We start from the raw sequence: 15,647 nt of genomic DNA, 5'->3' as shown, positions 1-15,647 counted from the left end.
TTTCGTTGTTCTTTTTTTTTTTTTTTAAAGAGAAGACGGGATTCGGGATTTTTGCCTGTCTCGTGGGGTCGGAGATGGGGATAAGAGAAAGGTCCCAGACGGCGGGCCGGTCGGTGACGGGGCGCGGTCCGCCGCCCTCGCCGTCGTCGAAGGTGATGGCGTACGGCAGCAGGGAGCCGTAGTCGCGGGCCAGTTGTTCGACCGTGGCGGGGACGGTCCATTCCGCGGCGCCGGGCCGGGCTTCGAGGACGACGGTGGTACCGGGCTCCGGGCGGGCCTCGTGGGGCAGTTCGCGGACGGTGTACGAACCGTCGTCCGTGGCGAGCCATTCGACGGGCGCGGCATCGGGGTCGCGGGCGGAGCGGGTGACGACGCGTATCTGGCGGGCCACGACGAAGCAGGCGAGCAGTCCGATGCCGAACTGGCCGAGGAATTCGCGGCGGGCGGCCTCCAGGCCGTGCGCGGCGATGGAGCCGTCGCCGCCGCGCTTGGAGCTGCGGCCGATGGTGGCCAGCAGGGAGTGGGCTTCCTCGGCGGTCAGGCCGATTCCGCTGTCCTCGATGGTCACGCGGCCGCCGGACGCCGACAGCCGGATGCGGACCTCGGCCTCGGGGTCGAGGGCGTGGCGGGCGGTGACCGCGTCCACCGCGTTCTGGAGGAGCTCGCGGACGTAGACGCGCGGGCTGGAGTACAGGTGGTGGGAGAGGAGATCCACCAGGCCGCGCAGATCGACCTGGAAATTATGGGGTGCGGACGTCATAGGGCGTCACCTCGCGTACATGCAGGAATGGTTCGGCGATCGCGAGGTGCCCCCCTCACGGATCCCGGAGTGGGACACACATTAGGGGGATGGTCCGACAATCTCTGCGTGAATTCCCGCCCTGGAAGCGCTGTGGAAGCACTGTTGGAAGCACTGTTGGAAGCACTTCCGGAGCACTGCTGGAAGCGCCCCTGGAAACGATCCGGAGACGCCGACGGCACCGTTACGGGAAGCGCAGGAATTGCGGCGGCACCGCGTCCGCCAGCCACACCCCGTTGGCGCTGAGCCGGAAGACGTGCCCGGCCGCACGCATCGCACCGGCGTCCACGGCCAGCACGACGGGCCGGCCGCGCCGCGCGCCGACCCGGGTCGCGGTCTCCCGGTCCGGCGAGAGGTGCACGTGGTGGCGGGCCATCGGACGCAGGCCCTCGGCGCGGATCGAGCCCAGGGCGGCGGCCACGGTGCCGTGGTAGAGGTGCGCGGGCGGTTCCGCCTCCGGAAGCTCCAGGTCCACGGCGACGGTGTGCCCCTGGTTCGCCCGGATCCGGGTGCCGTCGACGGCGAACCGCTGCTTGTCGTTGGCGGCGACGACGTGGTCCAGCTCGGCGCGGCTGAAGTGGAATCCGTGCGCGGCGGCCGCCCGCAGGAGGTCGTCGATCTCCACCCAGCCGTGCGGGTCGAGCACCAGTCCGATCCGTTCCGGCTGGTGTCGCAGGTGTTTCGAGACGTACTTCGACACCTTCACGGTGCGTCTTTCATCCATGGGCCCAGCGTGCCCGCTCGTGCGGTCTTCCGGCAGGGATTTTCGGGGGCGGCCCGGTGATGGACACCCCCTATCGTTCTTCCAAGATGCGGAATATATTTTCCGCTGCCACTTCTGCCCAGGGGAGAAATCATGACAGCCCATGCCTCTCTGCCACGCCGTGCGGCTGCCGAGCTGATCGGAACCGCGGGCCTGCTCGTGGTCGTGATCGGCTCCGGACTCCAGGCCGCCGAGCTCAGCCGCGACACCGGTGTCGCCCTCATCGCCAACTCGCTCGCCTCGGCCATCGGTCTCGGTCTGATCATCACCCTCTTCGGGCCGCTGTCCGGTGCCCACCTCAACCCGGTGGTCACCCTCACCTCGTGGTGGGCCCGGCGCACCGGCGGCGAGGGGCTCGGCGGCCGGGAGGCGTTCGTCTACACCGCGGCCCAGACCGCAGGGGCGATCGGCGGAGCCCTGCTCGCGGAGGCCATGTTCGGGCGGACCCCGGGCACGTTCTCCACCCAGGTGCGCGACGGCGGGCACCTGCTCATCGGCGAGGTGGTCGCCACCGCCGGTCTGGTCCTCGTGATCCAGGGGCTCGGGCGGATCGGGCGCACCCGGCTCATCCCGGCCGCGGTCGCGGCGTACATCGCCGCCGCGATCTGGTTCACCTCCTCCGGCTCGTTCGCCAACCCGGCCGGCACCATCGGGCGCAGCTTCAGCGATTCCTTCACCGGCATCGCCCCGGAGTCGCTGCCCGGATTCGTCGCCGCCCAGCTGGCCGGCGGGATCCTCGGGCTGGCGCTGGCCGCCCTGCTGTACGGGAGGGGGGCGGGGACCGGCGCGGGGGCCCGTACGTCGCGGACCGCGAAGCCGGTGCCGGTGGCGGTGCCGGTCGAGACGGCCGCGCCGGCGCCCCTTTCCGAGACCGGGCCGGGGGACGGCTCGGGCCCCGGGAAGGCGGCGTACGAGCCCGTCGGCTGAGGCGCCGCCTCAGTTGCCCACAGGGAAGAGGGACTTGTCCACAGCCGTTTGGGCGGGTTTTGACGGCAAACGCGCGCCCGCCCTGTGGACTACCGGCCGAGCTCCGCCCGGCGCGCCCGCCCTGTGGACTACCGGCCGAGCTCCGCCCGGCGCGCCAGATCGTTCATGGTCCGGGCCTGGAGCTCCCGCTCCGTCGCGGCCCGGACGAACTCCGCCACGTGATCGGCGCCCACCAGGTCCTGCACCGCCCGTACCGTCCCGGCCGGCAGCGCCACCGGCGAGGCACCCGACGGCTGAGGCGTTCCCGCCGCCCCCAGGTGCCGCTGCAGGTGGCGGGTCGCGAAGAGCCGCATCGCCCGCGCCAGCTCCGCGTCCACGGTCTGCTGGGCCAGCGGGCGCAGCCGCCGCACCATCGTCGCCGCCTCCGCCGCGTCCGCGTCCGTGGGCGGCACCTGCCCGAGGTAGCGCGCGAAGACGTGCTCGGTGGTGAACTCCAGGAACCGCGAGGCGATGTGCTCCACCTGCCCGCGCAGTTCCCGCAGGTGCCCGGTGATCGCCGGCAGCGGCACCCCGGCCGCGTACAGCTCGGCGGCCACCGCCAGCTCCTGCGGGGAGGGCACCAGGAACTGGTCCGGGCGACCGGGGATCCGCTCCAGGACCCCCAGCTCGCACGCCTCGCCCACCGCTGCGTCGTCCGGCCGGCCGCCGAACCGTTCGTTCAGCTCCTCCCGGCTGATCCGCGCGGCCTCCTCGTCGGTCCACGGCCCGTGCACCTCGGCGACCAGCCCCAGTACGCCGCCCAGTCCGCGTCCGGCATCCCAGGCCTCCAGCAACTCCTTGATGGAGGCCAGGGTGTAGCCGCGGTCCAGCAGGTCCGCGATCTGGCGCAGCCGCGCCAGATGCGTGTCCCGGTAGACGTTGGAGCGGCCGCGCCGCTCCGGCTTGGGCAGCAGCCCGCGGTCCTGGTACGCCCGGATCGTGCGCACCGTCGCCCCGCTGTGGTGCGCCAGATCCTCGATCCGGTACTCGGCTACCGCCTGATCGGACAATCCCGGCTCCCTACGCCATCGCGGCTCGGCCGACCGCGCCCGCCGGGGCCCGGACGGCAGGTGAAGCCGCAAGGTACTCGACCGCCCTGCGCAGCGAGCCCTCCTGCGAGGGATGGTACGACCGCCGGAAGTAGGCGGGTATGCCCGTGCCGAGGTCTGTCCGCATGGGCGGCAGGCCCCGGCGCGGGGCGATCGGGTGCGAGCCCGCCCTCACAGCCTGGGCTCCAGCCGTGCGATGCGCCGCAGGGTGCGCGGGGCGTAGCGGGACATCCACAGGGCGCCCTTGGACTCGGGTGTGACCGGGACGACGGCCTCGTTGCGGACCACGGCGCGCAAGATGGCGTCGGCGACCTTCTCCGGCGGGAAGTTGCGCAGCCCGTACAAGCGCGAGGAACGTTCCTGGCGGCGCTTCTCCTCGGCCTCGTCCACCCCGGCGAAGCGCGAGGTGGCCGTGATGTTGGTGTTGACGATGCCGGGGCAGATCGCGGAGACGCCGATCGACTTCGACGCCAGTTCCGCGCGCAGGCACTCCGACAGCATCAGCACCGCGGCCTTCGAGGTGCTGTAGGCGGGCAGGGTCCTGGAGGGCAGGTAGGCCGCGGCGGAGGCGGTGTTGACGATGTGTCCGCCCTGGCCGCGCTCGGCCATCTGCTTGCCGAAGATCCGGCAGCCGTGGATGACGCCCCACAGGTTGACGTCCAGGACCTTCTTCCAGTCCTCGGCCGTGGTGTCGAGGAAGGCTCCGGACAGGCCGATCCCGGCGTTGTTGACCAGGACGTCCACGATCCCGTACTCGGCGGCGACCTTCGCCGCGAGCTTCTCCATCGCCTGCTCGTCGCTGACGTCCACGCACTCGGCCCAGGCCTCTGCGGCGCCCACGAGGCGGGCCATGTCGGCCGTGCGCGCCGCGCCTTCGGCATCGCGGTCGACGGCCACCACCCGGGCCCCGGCCTCGGCGAACGCGAAGGCGGTGGCCCGCCCGATGCCGCTGGCGGCGCCGGTGACCAGGACCAGCTGGCCGCCGAAGCGGTCGGCGTACCGGCCCGGGGCCTTGCGCGCCGGTGCCCGCGTGGCCGGTTCCTCCCGGGAGGTGACGAACTCGGTGATCCAGGCGGCCAGCTGGTCCGGCCGGGTCCGGGGCACCCAGTGCTTGGCGGGCAGGGTGCGCCGCAGCAGGTCCGGGGCCCAGTGCTCCAGGCCGTCGTAGAGCCGCTCGGACAGGAAGGAGTCCCCGGTCGGGGTGATCAGCTGCACGGGCGCGTGGGCGTAGGCGTCGGGACGCGGCCGGCGCAGCCGGGACCGCACGTTGTCGCGGTAGAGCCAGGCGCCGTGCGCCGCGTCCGAGGGCAGCGAGTCCGTCGGGTACGAGCCGGCCGGCACGTTCTCGACGCGCTCGAGGATCGACGGCCAGCGCCTGCCGAGGGGCCCGCGCCAGGCGAGCTCCGGGAGCACGGGGGTGTGCAGCATGTAGACGTACCAGGACTTGGCGCCCTGGCCGAGGAGCTGCGCTGCCGCGCGCGGGGTGGGCCGCGCCATCCGCTTCTTGATCCAGTGGCCGAAGTGGTCGAGGGAAGGTCCCGACATCGAGGTGAAGGAGGCGATCCGGCCCTCGGTACGGCCGACCGTCGCGAACTCCCAGCCCTGTACGGAGCCCCAGTCGTGGCCGACCAGGTGCACGGGCCGGTCCGGGCTGACCGCGTCCGCCACCGCCAGGAAGTCGTCGGTCAGCTTCTCCAGGGTGAAGCCGCCGCGCAGCGGCTGCGGCGCGGTGGAGCGCCCGTGGCCGCGTACGTCGTAGAGGACCACGTGGAAGCGGGCCGCGAGCCGCTCGGCGACCTCCGACCAGACCTCCTTGCTGTCCGGGTAGCCGTGCACCAGCACCACGGTCGGGCGGCCCGCCTCGCCGAGCTCGACGACGGACAACTCGACCCCGCCGGTGCTCACCCGGCGCTCACGCGCACCCGCAAGCCCTGCCACTCCTGCTCCGTTCATGTCGCTCATGCTGCCTTCTCCTCGGCCCAGCGCCGCACGTGCGGCAGGTCGTCGTCCAGCCAGAACGCGCTCTCCTCGGGATCCCGGGAGTCGGTGACGACCAGGATCTCTTCGAACTTCGCGCCGGTGCCCCGGAACCCCAGGTGCGGCTCCACCGCCCACAGTCCGGGCTGCGGCGGGTGGTCGGAGAAGTGGTAGGGGCTCCACAGCGGGGACCAGCCCTCACGGTGTCCGTGCAGGGCGTCACCGGCAAGCCCCTTGAGGGACTGGGTGCCGAAGCCGAAGGCGGTCGGCGACCACCGCCGCTCCTTGACCCGGTCGATCTTGTGCGCGATCACGCCGAAGGGATAGGCCCGGTGCCGGTTGGCGTACCCCTGCCGGGTCATCAGCCGCTCGACGTTCTCGTAGATCTCGCGCAGGGAGCGGCGCTCCCGCACCTGCTCCAGGATCAGTACGCGGTGGGCCTGGAGGTCGGACATGAGCCGGTCCTGCACCGGATTCAGTCCGAGGCTGCCCGAATACCCGATGTCGGCCGCGTAGCCCTTGAAGACCGGTGCCATGTCGAGGATGAACGGCATCCCCGGCTCCAGCTTCCGGTTGGTGGGGAAGAACTGCAGCGGGATCTTGAAGTTCGCGAAGGCGGTGCGGTCCCCGAACCAGGCGAAGGGCAGGTGGAACCAGTCCCGCACGCCACGGTCGCGCAGCCACTGGCGCTGCATGCGCGCCGCCTCGCGCTCGGTCACGCCGGGCCGCAACTGGGCCGCGACGGCCTCGGCGCACTCGTACGAGAGGCGCTGCACCTCTCTGAACCCGCCCAGATCGGCGGAGAGTCGTCCGGAGAGTCGCGCGGTGCGTTGCTTGGTGTCCCCAGCCATGTCAGCCCGTCCATCCGTCTAGCCGTACGCGCCCGTAACTTGACACTGATGAATGTGACAATGACCGGAGATCACGTCAAGGGTCGTGCACAGACCTGTGGATAAAGTTGTCCGGTCCGCATCAGCCTCCAGTACGGGTACGTACGCCTGAAGGCGGAGACGGGATCCCACTCAAGGTCTGACGTTTCGCGAGTGCTCCACCACTAACGTCGAACCCGTGACTGTCATCGCGACCGAAAGCCTGAGCAAGCGGTACCCCCGAGTGACCGCCCTCGACCGGCTCTCCCTGGACATCGGGCCTGGTGTGACCGGCCTCGTGGGTGCCAACGGAGCCGGCAAGTCCACGCTGATCAAAATCCTGCTGGGACTGTCCCCCGCCACCGAGGGCAGCGCCGCCGTGCTCGGCCTCGACGTCCGCACGCATGGCAGTGCCATCCGTGAACGCGTCGGCTACATGCCCGAGCACGACTGCCTGCCACCCGACGTCTCGGCCACCGAGTTCGTCGTCCACATGGCGCGCATGTCCGGGCTGCCGCCCACCGCGGCCCGCGAGCGCACCGCCGACACCCTGCGCCACGTCGGGCTGTACGAGGAGCGCTACCGCCCCATCGGCGGCTACTCCACCGGCATGAAGCAGCGCGTCAAGCTCGCCCAGGCCCTCGTCCACGACCCCCAGCTGGTCCTCCTCGACGAGCCGACCAACGGCCTGGACCCGGTCGGGCGCGACGAGATGCTCGGCCTGATCCGCCGCATCCACACGGACTTCGGCATCTCCGTCCTGGTCACCTCCCACCTGCTCGGTGAGCTGGAGCGGACCTGTGACCACGTGGTGGTCGTCGACGGCGGCAAGCTGCTGCGCTCCAGCTCCACCAGCGACTTCACCCAGATCACCACGACCCTCGCGGTCGAGGTCACCGACTCCGACACCCACCCGGACGGCACCGCCGCCCTGCGCAAGGCGCTCACCGAGGCCGGCATCACCCTTCACGTCGGAGAGGAGCAGGGCCTGCCCGGAGCAGGCCACATTCTCCTCGTCGAGGCCACGGGCGAGGAGACGTACGACACCGTCCGCGACACCGTCGCAGACCTGGGCATCGGCCTGGTCCGCATGGAGCAGCGCCGTCACCACATCGCGGAGGTCTTCCGCGACAACGACCAGCCCTCGCCCACCGTCCAGCAGAAGGGAGCCGGTTCCGATGGCGCCTGACACCTCGACCCAGATCCACAACATCGGCTACCGGTCCTACGACGGACCCCGGCTCGGCCGCGCCTACGCCCGCAAGTCGCTGTTCTCGCAGTCCCTGCGCGGCGCCTACGGACTCGGCCGTTCCGCCAAGTCCAAGGTCCTCCCGATGCTCCTCTTCGCGGTGATGTGCGTGCCCGCACTGATCATCGTCGCGGTCGCCATCGCGGTGCCCGGCTCCACCGACCTGCCGATCAAGTACACGACGTACGCCCTGACCACCCAGGTGATCATCGGCCTCTTCCTCGCGTCCCAGGCGCCGCAGTCGGTCTCGCGCGACCTGCGCTTCAAGACGGTGCCGCTCTACTTCTCGCGGCCCATCGAGCGCGTCGACTACGTCGTGGCCAAGTACGCGGCCATGGCCTCGGCCCTGTTCATCCTCACCGCGACCCCGCTGCTGATCATGTGGATCGGCTCGCTCCTGGCGAAGTTCGACTTCGCCCACCAGACCAAGGGATTCGGGCAGGGACTCGTGTCGGTTCTGCTGCTGTCGCTGCTCTTCGCGGGCCTCGGCCTGGTCATGGCCGCGCTCACCCCGCGCCGCGGGTTCGGCGTCGCCGCGATCATCGCGGTGCTCCTGATCCCGTTCGGCGCGGTGACCGCGGTCCAGGGGATCGCTTACAGCACCGGGAACACCGAGGCCATCGAGTGGATGGGCCTGTTCTCCCCGATCACCCTCATCGACGGCGTACAGACCGCGTTCCTCAACGCGACCTCCGCCTTCCCCGGCGGCGAGGGTCCCTCGGCCGGCACCGGCGTCGTCTACCTGCTCGTCGCCCTCGGCCTCATCGTCGGCTCCTACGCCGCCCTGATGGCCCGCTACCGGAAGGCCGGGCTGTGACCACCATCGACATCGACCACACCTCCCGCTGGTTCGGGAACGTCGTCGCCGTCAACGACGTGACCATGAGCATCGGACCCGGTGTCACCGGGCTCCTGGGCCCCAACGGCGCCGGGAAGTCCACCCTCATCAACATGATGGGCGGCTTCCTCTCCCCCTCCACGGGCACCGTCACCCTCGACGGCGCGCCGATCTGGCAGAACGAGCAGGTGTACAAGCAGATCGGTGTCGTGCCCGAGCGCGAGGCCATGTACGACTTCCTCACGGGCAGGGAGTTCGTCGTCGCCAACGCCGAACTCCACGGCCTCGACGACGCGGCCGCCCAGCGGGCACTCGCCACCGTCGAGATGGAGTACGCGCAGGACCGCAAGATCTCCACGTACTCCAAGGGCATGCGCCAGCGCGTGAAGATGGCCTCGGCCCTCGTCCACGACCCGGCCGTGCTGCTCCTCGACGAGCCGTTCAACGGCATGGACCCGCGCCAGCGCATGCAGCTCATGGACCTGCTGCGGCGCATGGGCGGTGAGGGACGCACCGTCCTGTTCTCCTCCCACATCCTGGAGGAGGTGGAGCAGCTCGCCTCGCACATCGAGGTGGTCGTGGCCGGCCGGCACGCCGCTTCCGGCGACTTCCGCAAGATCCGCCGCCTGATGACGGACCGCCCGCACCGTTACCTCATCCGCTCCTCCGACGACCGGGCGCTCGCCGCGGCCCTGATCGCCGACCCCTCCACCGCCGGCATCGAGGTCGACCTCAAGGAAGGCGCGCTGCGCATCCAGGCCGTCGACTTCGGCCGCTTCACCGAGCTGCTGCCCCGCGTGGCCCGGGCACACGGCATCCGGCTGCTGACGGTCTCGCCCTCCGACGAGTCCCTCGAGTCGGTCTTCTCCTACCTCGTCGCGGCCTGAAAGGAGCTGGCACCCATGTACGAACCCACCGTTGCCCGGCTCACCTACCGGGCCCTGCTCGGCCGGCGCCGCGCGCTGATCCTCTTCGCGCTGCCCGCCCTGCTGATCGTCATCGCCCTCGTCGTCCGTGCCTTCGTCGGCGTGGACGACAAGGTCGCGGCGGACCTCCTCGGGGGCTTCGCCCTCGCCACCATGGTTCCGCTGATCGGTGTCATCGCCGGCACCGGAGCCATCGGGCCCGAGATCGACGACGGCTCCATCGTCTACCTGCTCGCCAAGCCGGTGAAGCGCCCGACGATCATCATGACCAAGCTGATCGTGGCGATCGCCGTCACGATGGTCTTCTCCGCGATCCCCACCCTGATCGCCGGATTCATCCTCAACGGGAACGGCCAGCAGATCGCCGTCGCCTACACGATCGCCACCCTCGTGGCCTCGATCGCCTACAGCGCGCTGTTCCTGCTGCTCGGCACCGTCAGCCGGCACGCCGTCGTCTTCGGTCTGGTCTACGCCCTGATCTGGGAATCGCTCTTCGGCAGCCTGGTCTCCGGAGCCAAGACCCTCAGCGTCCAGCAGTGGGCCCTGTCCGTCGCCGAGAAGGTCGCCGGAAACGGGTACGTCGACGCCACCGTCGGCCTGCCCACCGCCGTGATCCTGCTCTGCGCGGTCACCGTCGGCGCCACCGTCTACGCGGGCCAGAAGTTGCGCCGCCTCACCCTGGCCGGCGAGGAGTAGGTCCCGCCGCAGGGCCTGTGAAACCGTGCCCCGCCCGGCCCACCGGCCAGGCGGGGCACAGTTTTGCGGGTCATCATCGGTGCATGATCGAGCACACCGAGCCGGAGCCGTCCAGGCCCCTGCGGTCCTGGATACGCTCCTCGCCCGGGACGCACATCTGGCTGCTGATCATCGCCGTCACCAGCATCGTCGTCGTGATCGCGCCCGACCAGGTCGATCACGTTCTGCTCCACCGCAACAGCAGCAACATCCACCAGCTCGTCCGACATCCCGTACGGGCGCTCCTCAGCAGCGCGTTCTGGATCGAGAACCCGGCCTCGCTCGCCCTCTACGCCGTTCTCTTCGAGCTGTTCTACGCGCCCGTCGAACGCTGGCTCGGCACGCAGCGCTGGCTCCTGATCGTGGCGGGCGCCCACATCATCGCCACCCTGGTCAGCCAGAGGATCCTGCTGATGGCCATCGAGGACCACCGAGCCCCGCGCAGCATGACCCATGTCGTCGACATCGGCGTCAGCTACGGGCTCGCGGCCGCCGTCGGTGTCCTCACCTACCGGCTCCCCGGCCCCTGGCGATGGTTCTACCTGGCCGGAGCAGTCGCCTTCTTCGGGCTCCCCCTCGCCACCGGCGGTACCTTCACCGACCTCGGCCACGCCATCGCGCTCTCCGTCGGCCTGCTCGCCTGGCCGCTCACCCGCCACGATGTTTCACGTGAAACACGACCCCGTTACCCGTGAAGCAGGACTCCGTTTCTCGTGGAACCGGGCACGTTTCACGTGAAACGTGCCTAGTCGGCCTCCGCTTTCGCCACGCCGTGCTCCCATGCCCACGCGGCGATCCCCACCCGGTTCCTGGCCCCGATCTTGGCCTGCACGTTCGCGATGTGGGTCTTGGCCGTCCCTGCGCTGATGAACAGCTCCCTGCCGATCTCGGCGTTGGTCAGCCCCCGTGCCACCAGGCGCACGATGTCCAGCTCCCGCTCCGTCAGCGGATGCGGCGCGCGGCGGGCGACCGGACCCGCCTCCGTCAGCCGGCTCAGCAGCCGCACCGTGATCTGCGGACTGATCAACGTGTCCCCCGCCATCGCCGCCCGGACCCCCTCGATCAGCAGGGCCGGCCCGGACCGCTTGAGCAGGAATCCACAGGCCCCGTTGCGCAGGGCGGTGTGCACGTACTCGTCCAGGTCGAAGGTGGTCACCACCACGACCCGGGTCTTGGGGGCCAGCAGCCGGGTCACCTCCAGACCGTCCAGCCGTGGCATCCGGATGTCCGCCAGCACCACGTCCGGCCGTAGTTCCCGGGCCAGCGCCACCGCGCGCTCCCCGTCCGCCGCCTCTCCCACGACGGTCATGTCCGGCTGTGAATCGAGGATCAGCCGGAAACCGCTGCGAATGTCCTCTTGGTCATCGGCTATCAGGATGCGTGTGGTCACGCCGCCATGATCACCCGGGAGGATGTCCCTCCGCCGGGAAGACGGCGCGAACCCGCCACCCGCCGTCCGCGTCCGCCCCGGCCCGCAGGTGGCCGCCCGCCGCCTCCACACGCCCGCGCAGGCCGGCCAGTCCGGTGCCGCCCCGCCTCCGGCGGGCCAGCAGCCCGCCCGCGCCCCGGGGTGCCGCGGAATTGACCACGCTGAGCTCTATGCCCGTCCCGGCCTGGCGTACGGCGACCTGCACCACGGCAGATCCGGGCGCGTGCCGGCGTACGTTCGTCAGCGCCTCGACGGCCACCCGGTACGCCGTGGTGTCCGCCTCCCGCGACAGCTCCCGTACGGCCTCCGGGTCCGCGTCCAGTTCCCCGCCCTCGAACCGCGCCACCAGCTCCGGCAGTTGGGCCAGGCCCGGAACCGGCGTCGTCGGCCCGCCCGCGGCCTCCTGCAGCGCGTGCACCGTCCGGTCCATCGAGGCGAGCGCACTCAACCCCGCCGTCTCGATCCGCTCCAGCGCACGGACCGCCTGGCCGGGGTCCTGCGCCGCCACGAACCGGGCCGCTTGGGCCTGCACCACGATGGCGCTCACGTCGTGCGCCACGAAGTCGTGCAGATCCCGGGCCAGTTCCAGCTGCTGGTCGCGCCGGGCATCCCGCACGGCCTGCCGCATCCGGCCCGCCTGGCGGCGCAGATAGCCGCCGGCCAGCACCGCCCCGACGGCCGGCAGCGCCCAGAACGCCGCCGCCCCGCAGGCCTCCAGCCACGATCCGCTCTCCCAGACCAGCGGGACGGGCCACAGCGCGACGGCGGCCACGCCGAGGGCGCCCGCGACGGCTGCGGAGCGGACCGGAGACCAGCGGGCCACCAGAGCCAGCAGGAGAAGCAGAGGACCCTCCCAGAGCAGCAGCCACGACGGGGGCGCCCGCACAACGGCGGCGGTGATGCCGACCAGCGCTGCCGCGGTCAGCAACGGGGCTTACGCGGCGCGGAGGTTGAAGGTCATGAGCCCGACCCTACGAGCGCACGCTGCCGTCCGGCCATCTGCCGATCGGCAGAGTCCCGCCGACCTCCCGCGAACGCCGACCTGCTGATCGGCCGATGGTCACGAAGACTTCGGCCGACGAGGCTTTGGTCATCAACGCGCCCCTCTCGAAAAGGATTTGGACGATGACCGCCAACGCCCTCGCGCACGCTTCGGACACCGTGCCCGGAGTCTCCCCACGGCTTCGCAGGATCGCCGGACTCGCCTCGCTGACGGTGCTCCCCAGCTGCGTGTGGCGGCTCGTGGTCGCGGCGGGCGTGCCCATGGGCTGGGGGCCGGGCAGCGATCTGCACCACGCGTACTACCCGGGCCGGGAATCCCTGGTCCTGATCTTCGTCAGCGTCTTGCAGGAGTGCCTGGGCCTGCTGAGCCTCGGGCTGGTCCAGCGCTGGGGCGAGGAGCTGCCCCACTGGGTCCCGTGGGTGGGCGGACGCCGGTTCCATCCCCTGGTGGCGGTGGTTCCCGCGGCGCTGGGCGCGATCGCGCTCACCGGCATCACGGTCCTCGGCGCCTCGACCTGGAACGAGGCCAACGCCGCGAATCCCGACGCGCCCACCGGGCCCGGCCTGTGGATCTTCAACCTGTCCTACGTGCCCCTGCTGCTCTGGGGGCCGCTGCTGGGCATCCTCGCCGTCGCCTACTGGCGGCGCCGCCGGATTCACGGCTGATGCGCGGAAATTCGATGGTACGGGGCTTCCGCTCGGGGCACAGTGAGTCGTGCGGGGAGCAACAAAAGGTCCGGGACAGCCACTTCGAGCGCGCCTCGCGGCGCGGGCTGTCCCGGACCTCTCGTACGTCCTGACCGGCTATGCGGCGCCCAGCAGACGCTCCAGCACCACCGCGATGCCGTCCTCCTCGTTGGAGGTGGTCACCTCGTCGGCCACGGCTTTGAGTTCCGCGTGGGCATTGGCCATCGCCACCCCGTGCGCGGCCCAGCCGAACATCGGGATGTCGTTGGGCATGTCACCGAAGGCGATCGTCTCCGCCGCCTTCACCTTCAGCCGGCGCGCGGCCAGCGACAGGCCGGTGGCCTTGGTCAGGCCGAGCGGCAGGATCTCGACTATGCCCGGACCCGCCATGACGATGTCGACCAGGCTGCCGACGGTCTGCCGGGCCGCCTTGACGAGCGCGTCGTCGTCGAGCTCCCGGTGCTGGATGTAGAGCTTGTTCAGCGGAGCCGTCCACACCGCGGCGGTGTCCTCCAGGTAGACGGCCGGGAGGCCCTCCTGCACCTGGTACCCGGGCCCGAACAGGACCTCGCCGTTCAACCCGTCCCGGCTGGCCGCCAGGGCCAGCGGGCCGATCTCGGCCTCCAGCTTCGACAGCGCCAGACCGGCCAGCTGTCGGTCCAGCGTCACCGAGGTCAGCAGCCGGTGCGCACCCGCGTCGTAGACCTGTGCGCCCTGCCCGCAGACGGCGATCCCCTTGTAGCCGAGATCGTCCAGGACGTGCCGGGTCCAGGGCACGGCACGGCCGGTCACGATGATGTGCGCCGCGCCCGCCGCGGTGGCCGCGGCGAGCGCCTCACGGGTGCGTTCCGAGACGGTGTCGTCACCACGCAGCAGCGTGCCGTCGAGATCGGTGGCGACGAGCTTGTACGGGAACGGGGCCGGGCTCACTTGTTGATCGGCTCCAGGACCTCGCGGCCGCCGAGGTAGGGGCGGAGCGCCTGGGGCACCCGTACCGAACCATCGGCCTGCTGGTGGTTCTCGAGGATCGCGACGATCGTGCGCGGAACGGCGCACAGCGTGCCGTTCAGCGTGGACAGCGGCTGGGTCTTCTTGCCGTCGCGATAGCGGATCGACAGACGGCGGGCCTGGAAGCTGTCGCAGTTCGAGGCGGAGGTCAGCTCGCGGTACTTGCCCTGGGTCGGGATCCACGCCTCGCAGTCGAACTTGCGCGAGGCGGAGGCCCCCAGGTCACCGGTGGCGACGTCGATCACCTGGAACGGCAGCTCCAGGCTGGTCAGCCACTGCTTCTCCCACTCCAGGAGCCGCTGGTGCTCGGCCTCGGCCTCCTCCGGCGCGACGTACGAGAACATCTCGACCTTGTCGAACTGGTGGACGCGGAAGATGCCGCGGGTGTCCTTGCCGTACGTACCGGCCTCGCGGCGGAAGCACGGCGAGAAGCCGGCATACCGCAGCGGAAGCTTGTCGGCGTCGATGATCTCGTCCATGTGGTACGCGGCGAGCGGGACCTCGGAGGTGCCGACCAGGTAGTAGTCGTCCTTCTCCAGGTGGTAGACGTTCTCCGCGGCCTGGCCGAGGAAGCCGGTGCCCTCCATGGCGCGCGGGCGGACCAGCGCGGGGGTCAGCATGGGGATGAAGCCGGCCTCGGTGGCCTGTGCGATGGCCGCGTTGACCAGCGCCAGCTCCAGCAGGGCGCCCACGCCGGTCAGGTAGTAGAAGCGCGAGCCCGAGACCTTGGCGCCGCGCTCGACGTCGATGGCGCCGAGCGATTCGCCGAGCTCCAGGTGGTCCTTGGGCTCGAAGCCCTCGGCGGCGAAGTCGCGGATGGTGCCGTGCGTCTCCAGGACGGTGAAGTCCTCCTCGCCGCCGACCGGGACGTCCTCGTGGACGATGTTGCCGAGCTGCAGGAGGAGCTGCTTGGCGGCCTCGTCGGCCTCGTTCTGCTCGGCCTCGGCGGCCTTGACGTCCTGCTTGAGCTGCTCGGCCTTCTTCAGCAGCTCGGCGCGCTCCTCCGGGGAGGCCTTCGGAATGAGCTTGCCGAGGGACTTCTGCTCATTGCGCAGTTCGTCGAAGCGCATGCCTGAGGACCTGCGGCGCTCGTCGGCGGAGAGCAGTGCGTCGACGAGGTCGACGTCCTCTCCACGGGCGCGCTGCGAGGCGCGGACACGGTCAGGGTCTTCACGGAGCAGCCGGAGGTCAATCACCCCTCCAGGCTACCGGGCTGGGCTTCTTGGGATCACACCGATATCACGCTGCGTGTCGCTATGTCCCAATTGCAACGAATGGATAAGTCTTGATCGGTGACCGGAAGTGTCCCTTCTCGGGCCGTCAATAAAACCGGGCCCATTCCCCGAAAAG

General features: G+C 70.7%; 16 protein-coding genes. 7 read left to right on the top strand and 9 right to left on the bottom strand.

Annotation, left to right across the window (positions count from 1 at the left end):
* Together PV721_RS18910 and PV721_RS18905 are read right to left on the bottom strand one after the other, a co-directional pair.
* Positions 1–760, bottom strand: a 760-nt coding sequence (locus PV721_RS18910) for an ATP-binding protein (protein ID WP_319725760.1), incomplete at its 3' end; no start/stop codon positions are given.
* Between the two features lie 223 nt (positions 761–983).
* Entirely contained in the window at positions 984–1,523 is a 540-nt protein-coding gene (locus PV721_RS18905; RefSeq protein WP_319725758.1) for an RNA 2'-phosphotransferase, read from the bottom strand.
* A 132-nt stretch (positions 1,524–1,655) separates the two neighbouring features.
* Here PV721_RS18905 and PV721_RS18900 point away from each other — a divergent pair, with 132 nt between their 5' ends.
* A complete protein-coding gene (locus PV721_RS18900) occupies positions 1,656–2,489 on the top strand; it encodes an aquaporin (RefSeq protein WP_319725754.1) in 834 nt (277 codons plus the stop codon).
* Between the two features lie 128 nt (positions 2,490–2,617).
* Here PV721_RS18900 and PV721_RS18895 read toward each other — a convergent pair whose 3' ends face one another.
* The 3 genes from PV721_RS18895 to PV721_RS18880 all read right to left on the bottom strand — a co-directional run bounded on the left by PV721_RS18895 (position 2,618) and on the right by PV721_RS18880 (position 6,405).
* Entirely contained in the window at positions 2,618–3,538 is a 921-nt protein-coding gene (locus tag PV721_RS18895; protein WP_319725752.1) for a MerR family transcriptional regulator, read from the bottom strand.
* 210 nt (positions 3,539–3,748) lie between these two features.
* Positions 3,749–5,530, bottom strand: coding sequence for an SDR family oxidoreductase (locus PV721_RS18885; protein ID WP_319725765.1), 1,782 nt, complete (start codon positions 5,528–5,530; stop codon positions 3,749–3,751).
* A 5-nt stretch (positions 5,531–5,535) separates the two neighbouring features.
* A complete protein-coding gene (locus PV721_RS18880; protein WP_319725750.1) occupies positions 5,536–6,405 on the bottom strand; it encodes a M24 family metallopeptidase in 870 nt (289 codons plus the stop codon).
* Between the two features lie 217 nt (positions 6,406–6,622).
* Between PV721_RS18880 and PV721_RS18875 the strand changes: the two genes are divergently transcribed.
* The 5 genes from PV721_RS18875 to PV721_RS18855 all read left to right on the top strand — a co-directional run bounded on the left by PV721_RS18875 (position 6,623) and on the right by PV721_RS18855 (position 10,866).
* On the top strand, positions 6,623–7,612 hold the full coding sequence (locus PV721_RS18875; RefSeq protein ID WP_319725747.1) for an ABC transporter ATP-binding protein: 990 nt from the start codon (positions 6,623–6,625) through the stop codon (positions 7,610–7,612).
* The gene (locus tag PV721_RS18870; protein ID WP_319725745.1) at positions 7,602–8,489 is read left to right on the top strand and encodes an ABC transporter permease; all 888 of its coding nucleotides are present in this window, start codon (positions 7,602–7,604) and stop codon (positions 8,487–8,489) included. Before PV721_RS18875 ends, PV721_RS18870 begins: the two co-directional genes overlap by 11 nt.
* Positions 8,486–9,397 (top strand): ABC transporter ATP-binding protein, encoded by a 912-nt coding sequence (locus PV721_RS18865; protein WP_319725742.1) that lies wholly within the window; start codon positions 8,486–8,488, stop codon positions 9,395–9,397. The genes PV721_RS18870 and PV721_RS18865 overlap by 4 nt, the downstream gene beginning before the upstream one ends.
* A gap of 15 nt (positions 9,398–9,412) precedes the next feature.
* The gene (locus PV721_RS18860; protein ID WP_319725740.1) at positions 9,413–10,132 is read left to right on the top strand and encodes an ABC transporter permease; all 720 of its coding nucleotides are present in this window, start codon (positions 9,413–9,415) and stop codon (positions 10,130–10,132) included.
* Positions 10,133–10,215: 83 nt separating this feature from the next.
* Positions 10,216–10,866, top strand: a complete 651-nt coding sequence (locus PV721_RS18855) for a rhomboid-like protein (protein ID WP_319725737.1) — start codon at positions 10,216–10,218, stop codon at positions 10,864–10,866.
* 50 nt (positions 10,867–10,916) lie between these two features.
* On the opposite strand, the gene PV721_RS18850 is transcribed toward PV721_RS18855, so the two are convergent.
* Positions 10,917–11,561, bottom strand: coding sequence for a response regulator transcription factor (locus tag PV721_RS18850; protein WP_319725735.1), 645 nt, complete (start codon positions 11,559–11,561; stop codon positions 10,917–10,919).
* Between the two features lie 10 nt (positions 11,562–11,571).
* Complete coding sequence (locus PV721_RS18845) at positions 11,572–12,528, bottom strand: sensor histidine kinase (RefSeq protein ID WP_319725733.1); 957 nt, start codon at positions 12,526–12,528, stop codon at positions 11,572–11,574.
* Between the two features lie 197 nt (positions 12,529–12,725).
* Here PV721_RS18845 and PV721_RS18840 point away from each other — a divergent pair, with 197 nt between their 5' ends.
* A complete protein-coding gene (locus PV721_RS18840) occupies positions 12,726–13,268 on the top strand; it encodes a hypothetical protein (RefSeq protein ID WP_319725731.1) in 543 nt (180 codons plus the stop codon).
* A 138-nt stretch (positions 13,269–13,406) separates the two neighbouring features.
* Here the strand turns inward: PV721_RS18840 and PV721_RS18835 are convergent, their stop codons facing one another.
* Positions 13,407–14,219 carry an HAD family hydrolase gene (locus PV721_RS18835; protein WP_319725728.1) on the bottom strand — a complete coding sequence of 271 codons (813 nt, stop codon included), beginning with the start codon at positions 14,217–14,219 and terminating at the stop codon, positions 13,407–13,409.
* Positions 14,216–15,493, bottom strand: a complete 1,278-nt coding sequence (gene serS, locus PV721_RS18830) for a serine--tRNA ligase (RefSeq protein WP_319725727.1) — start codon at positions 15,491–15,493, stop codon at positions 14,216–14,218. The genes PV721_RS18835 and serS overlap by 4 nt, the downstream gene beginning before the upstream one ends.
* Positions 15,494–15,647 lie beyond the last annotated feature (154 nt).

The organism is Streptomyces sp. MB09-01 (assembly GCF_033794505.1).
GTDB lineage: Bacteria > Actinomycetota > Actinomycetes > Streptomycetales > Streptomycetaceae > Streptomyces.
Note: the sequence above shows the minus strand (reverse complement) of the source record. Positions and strands in the feature narration are given on the sequence as shown.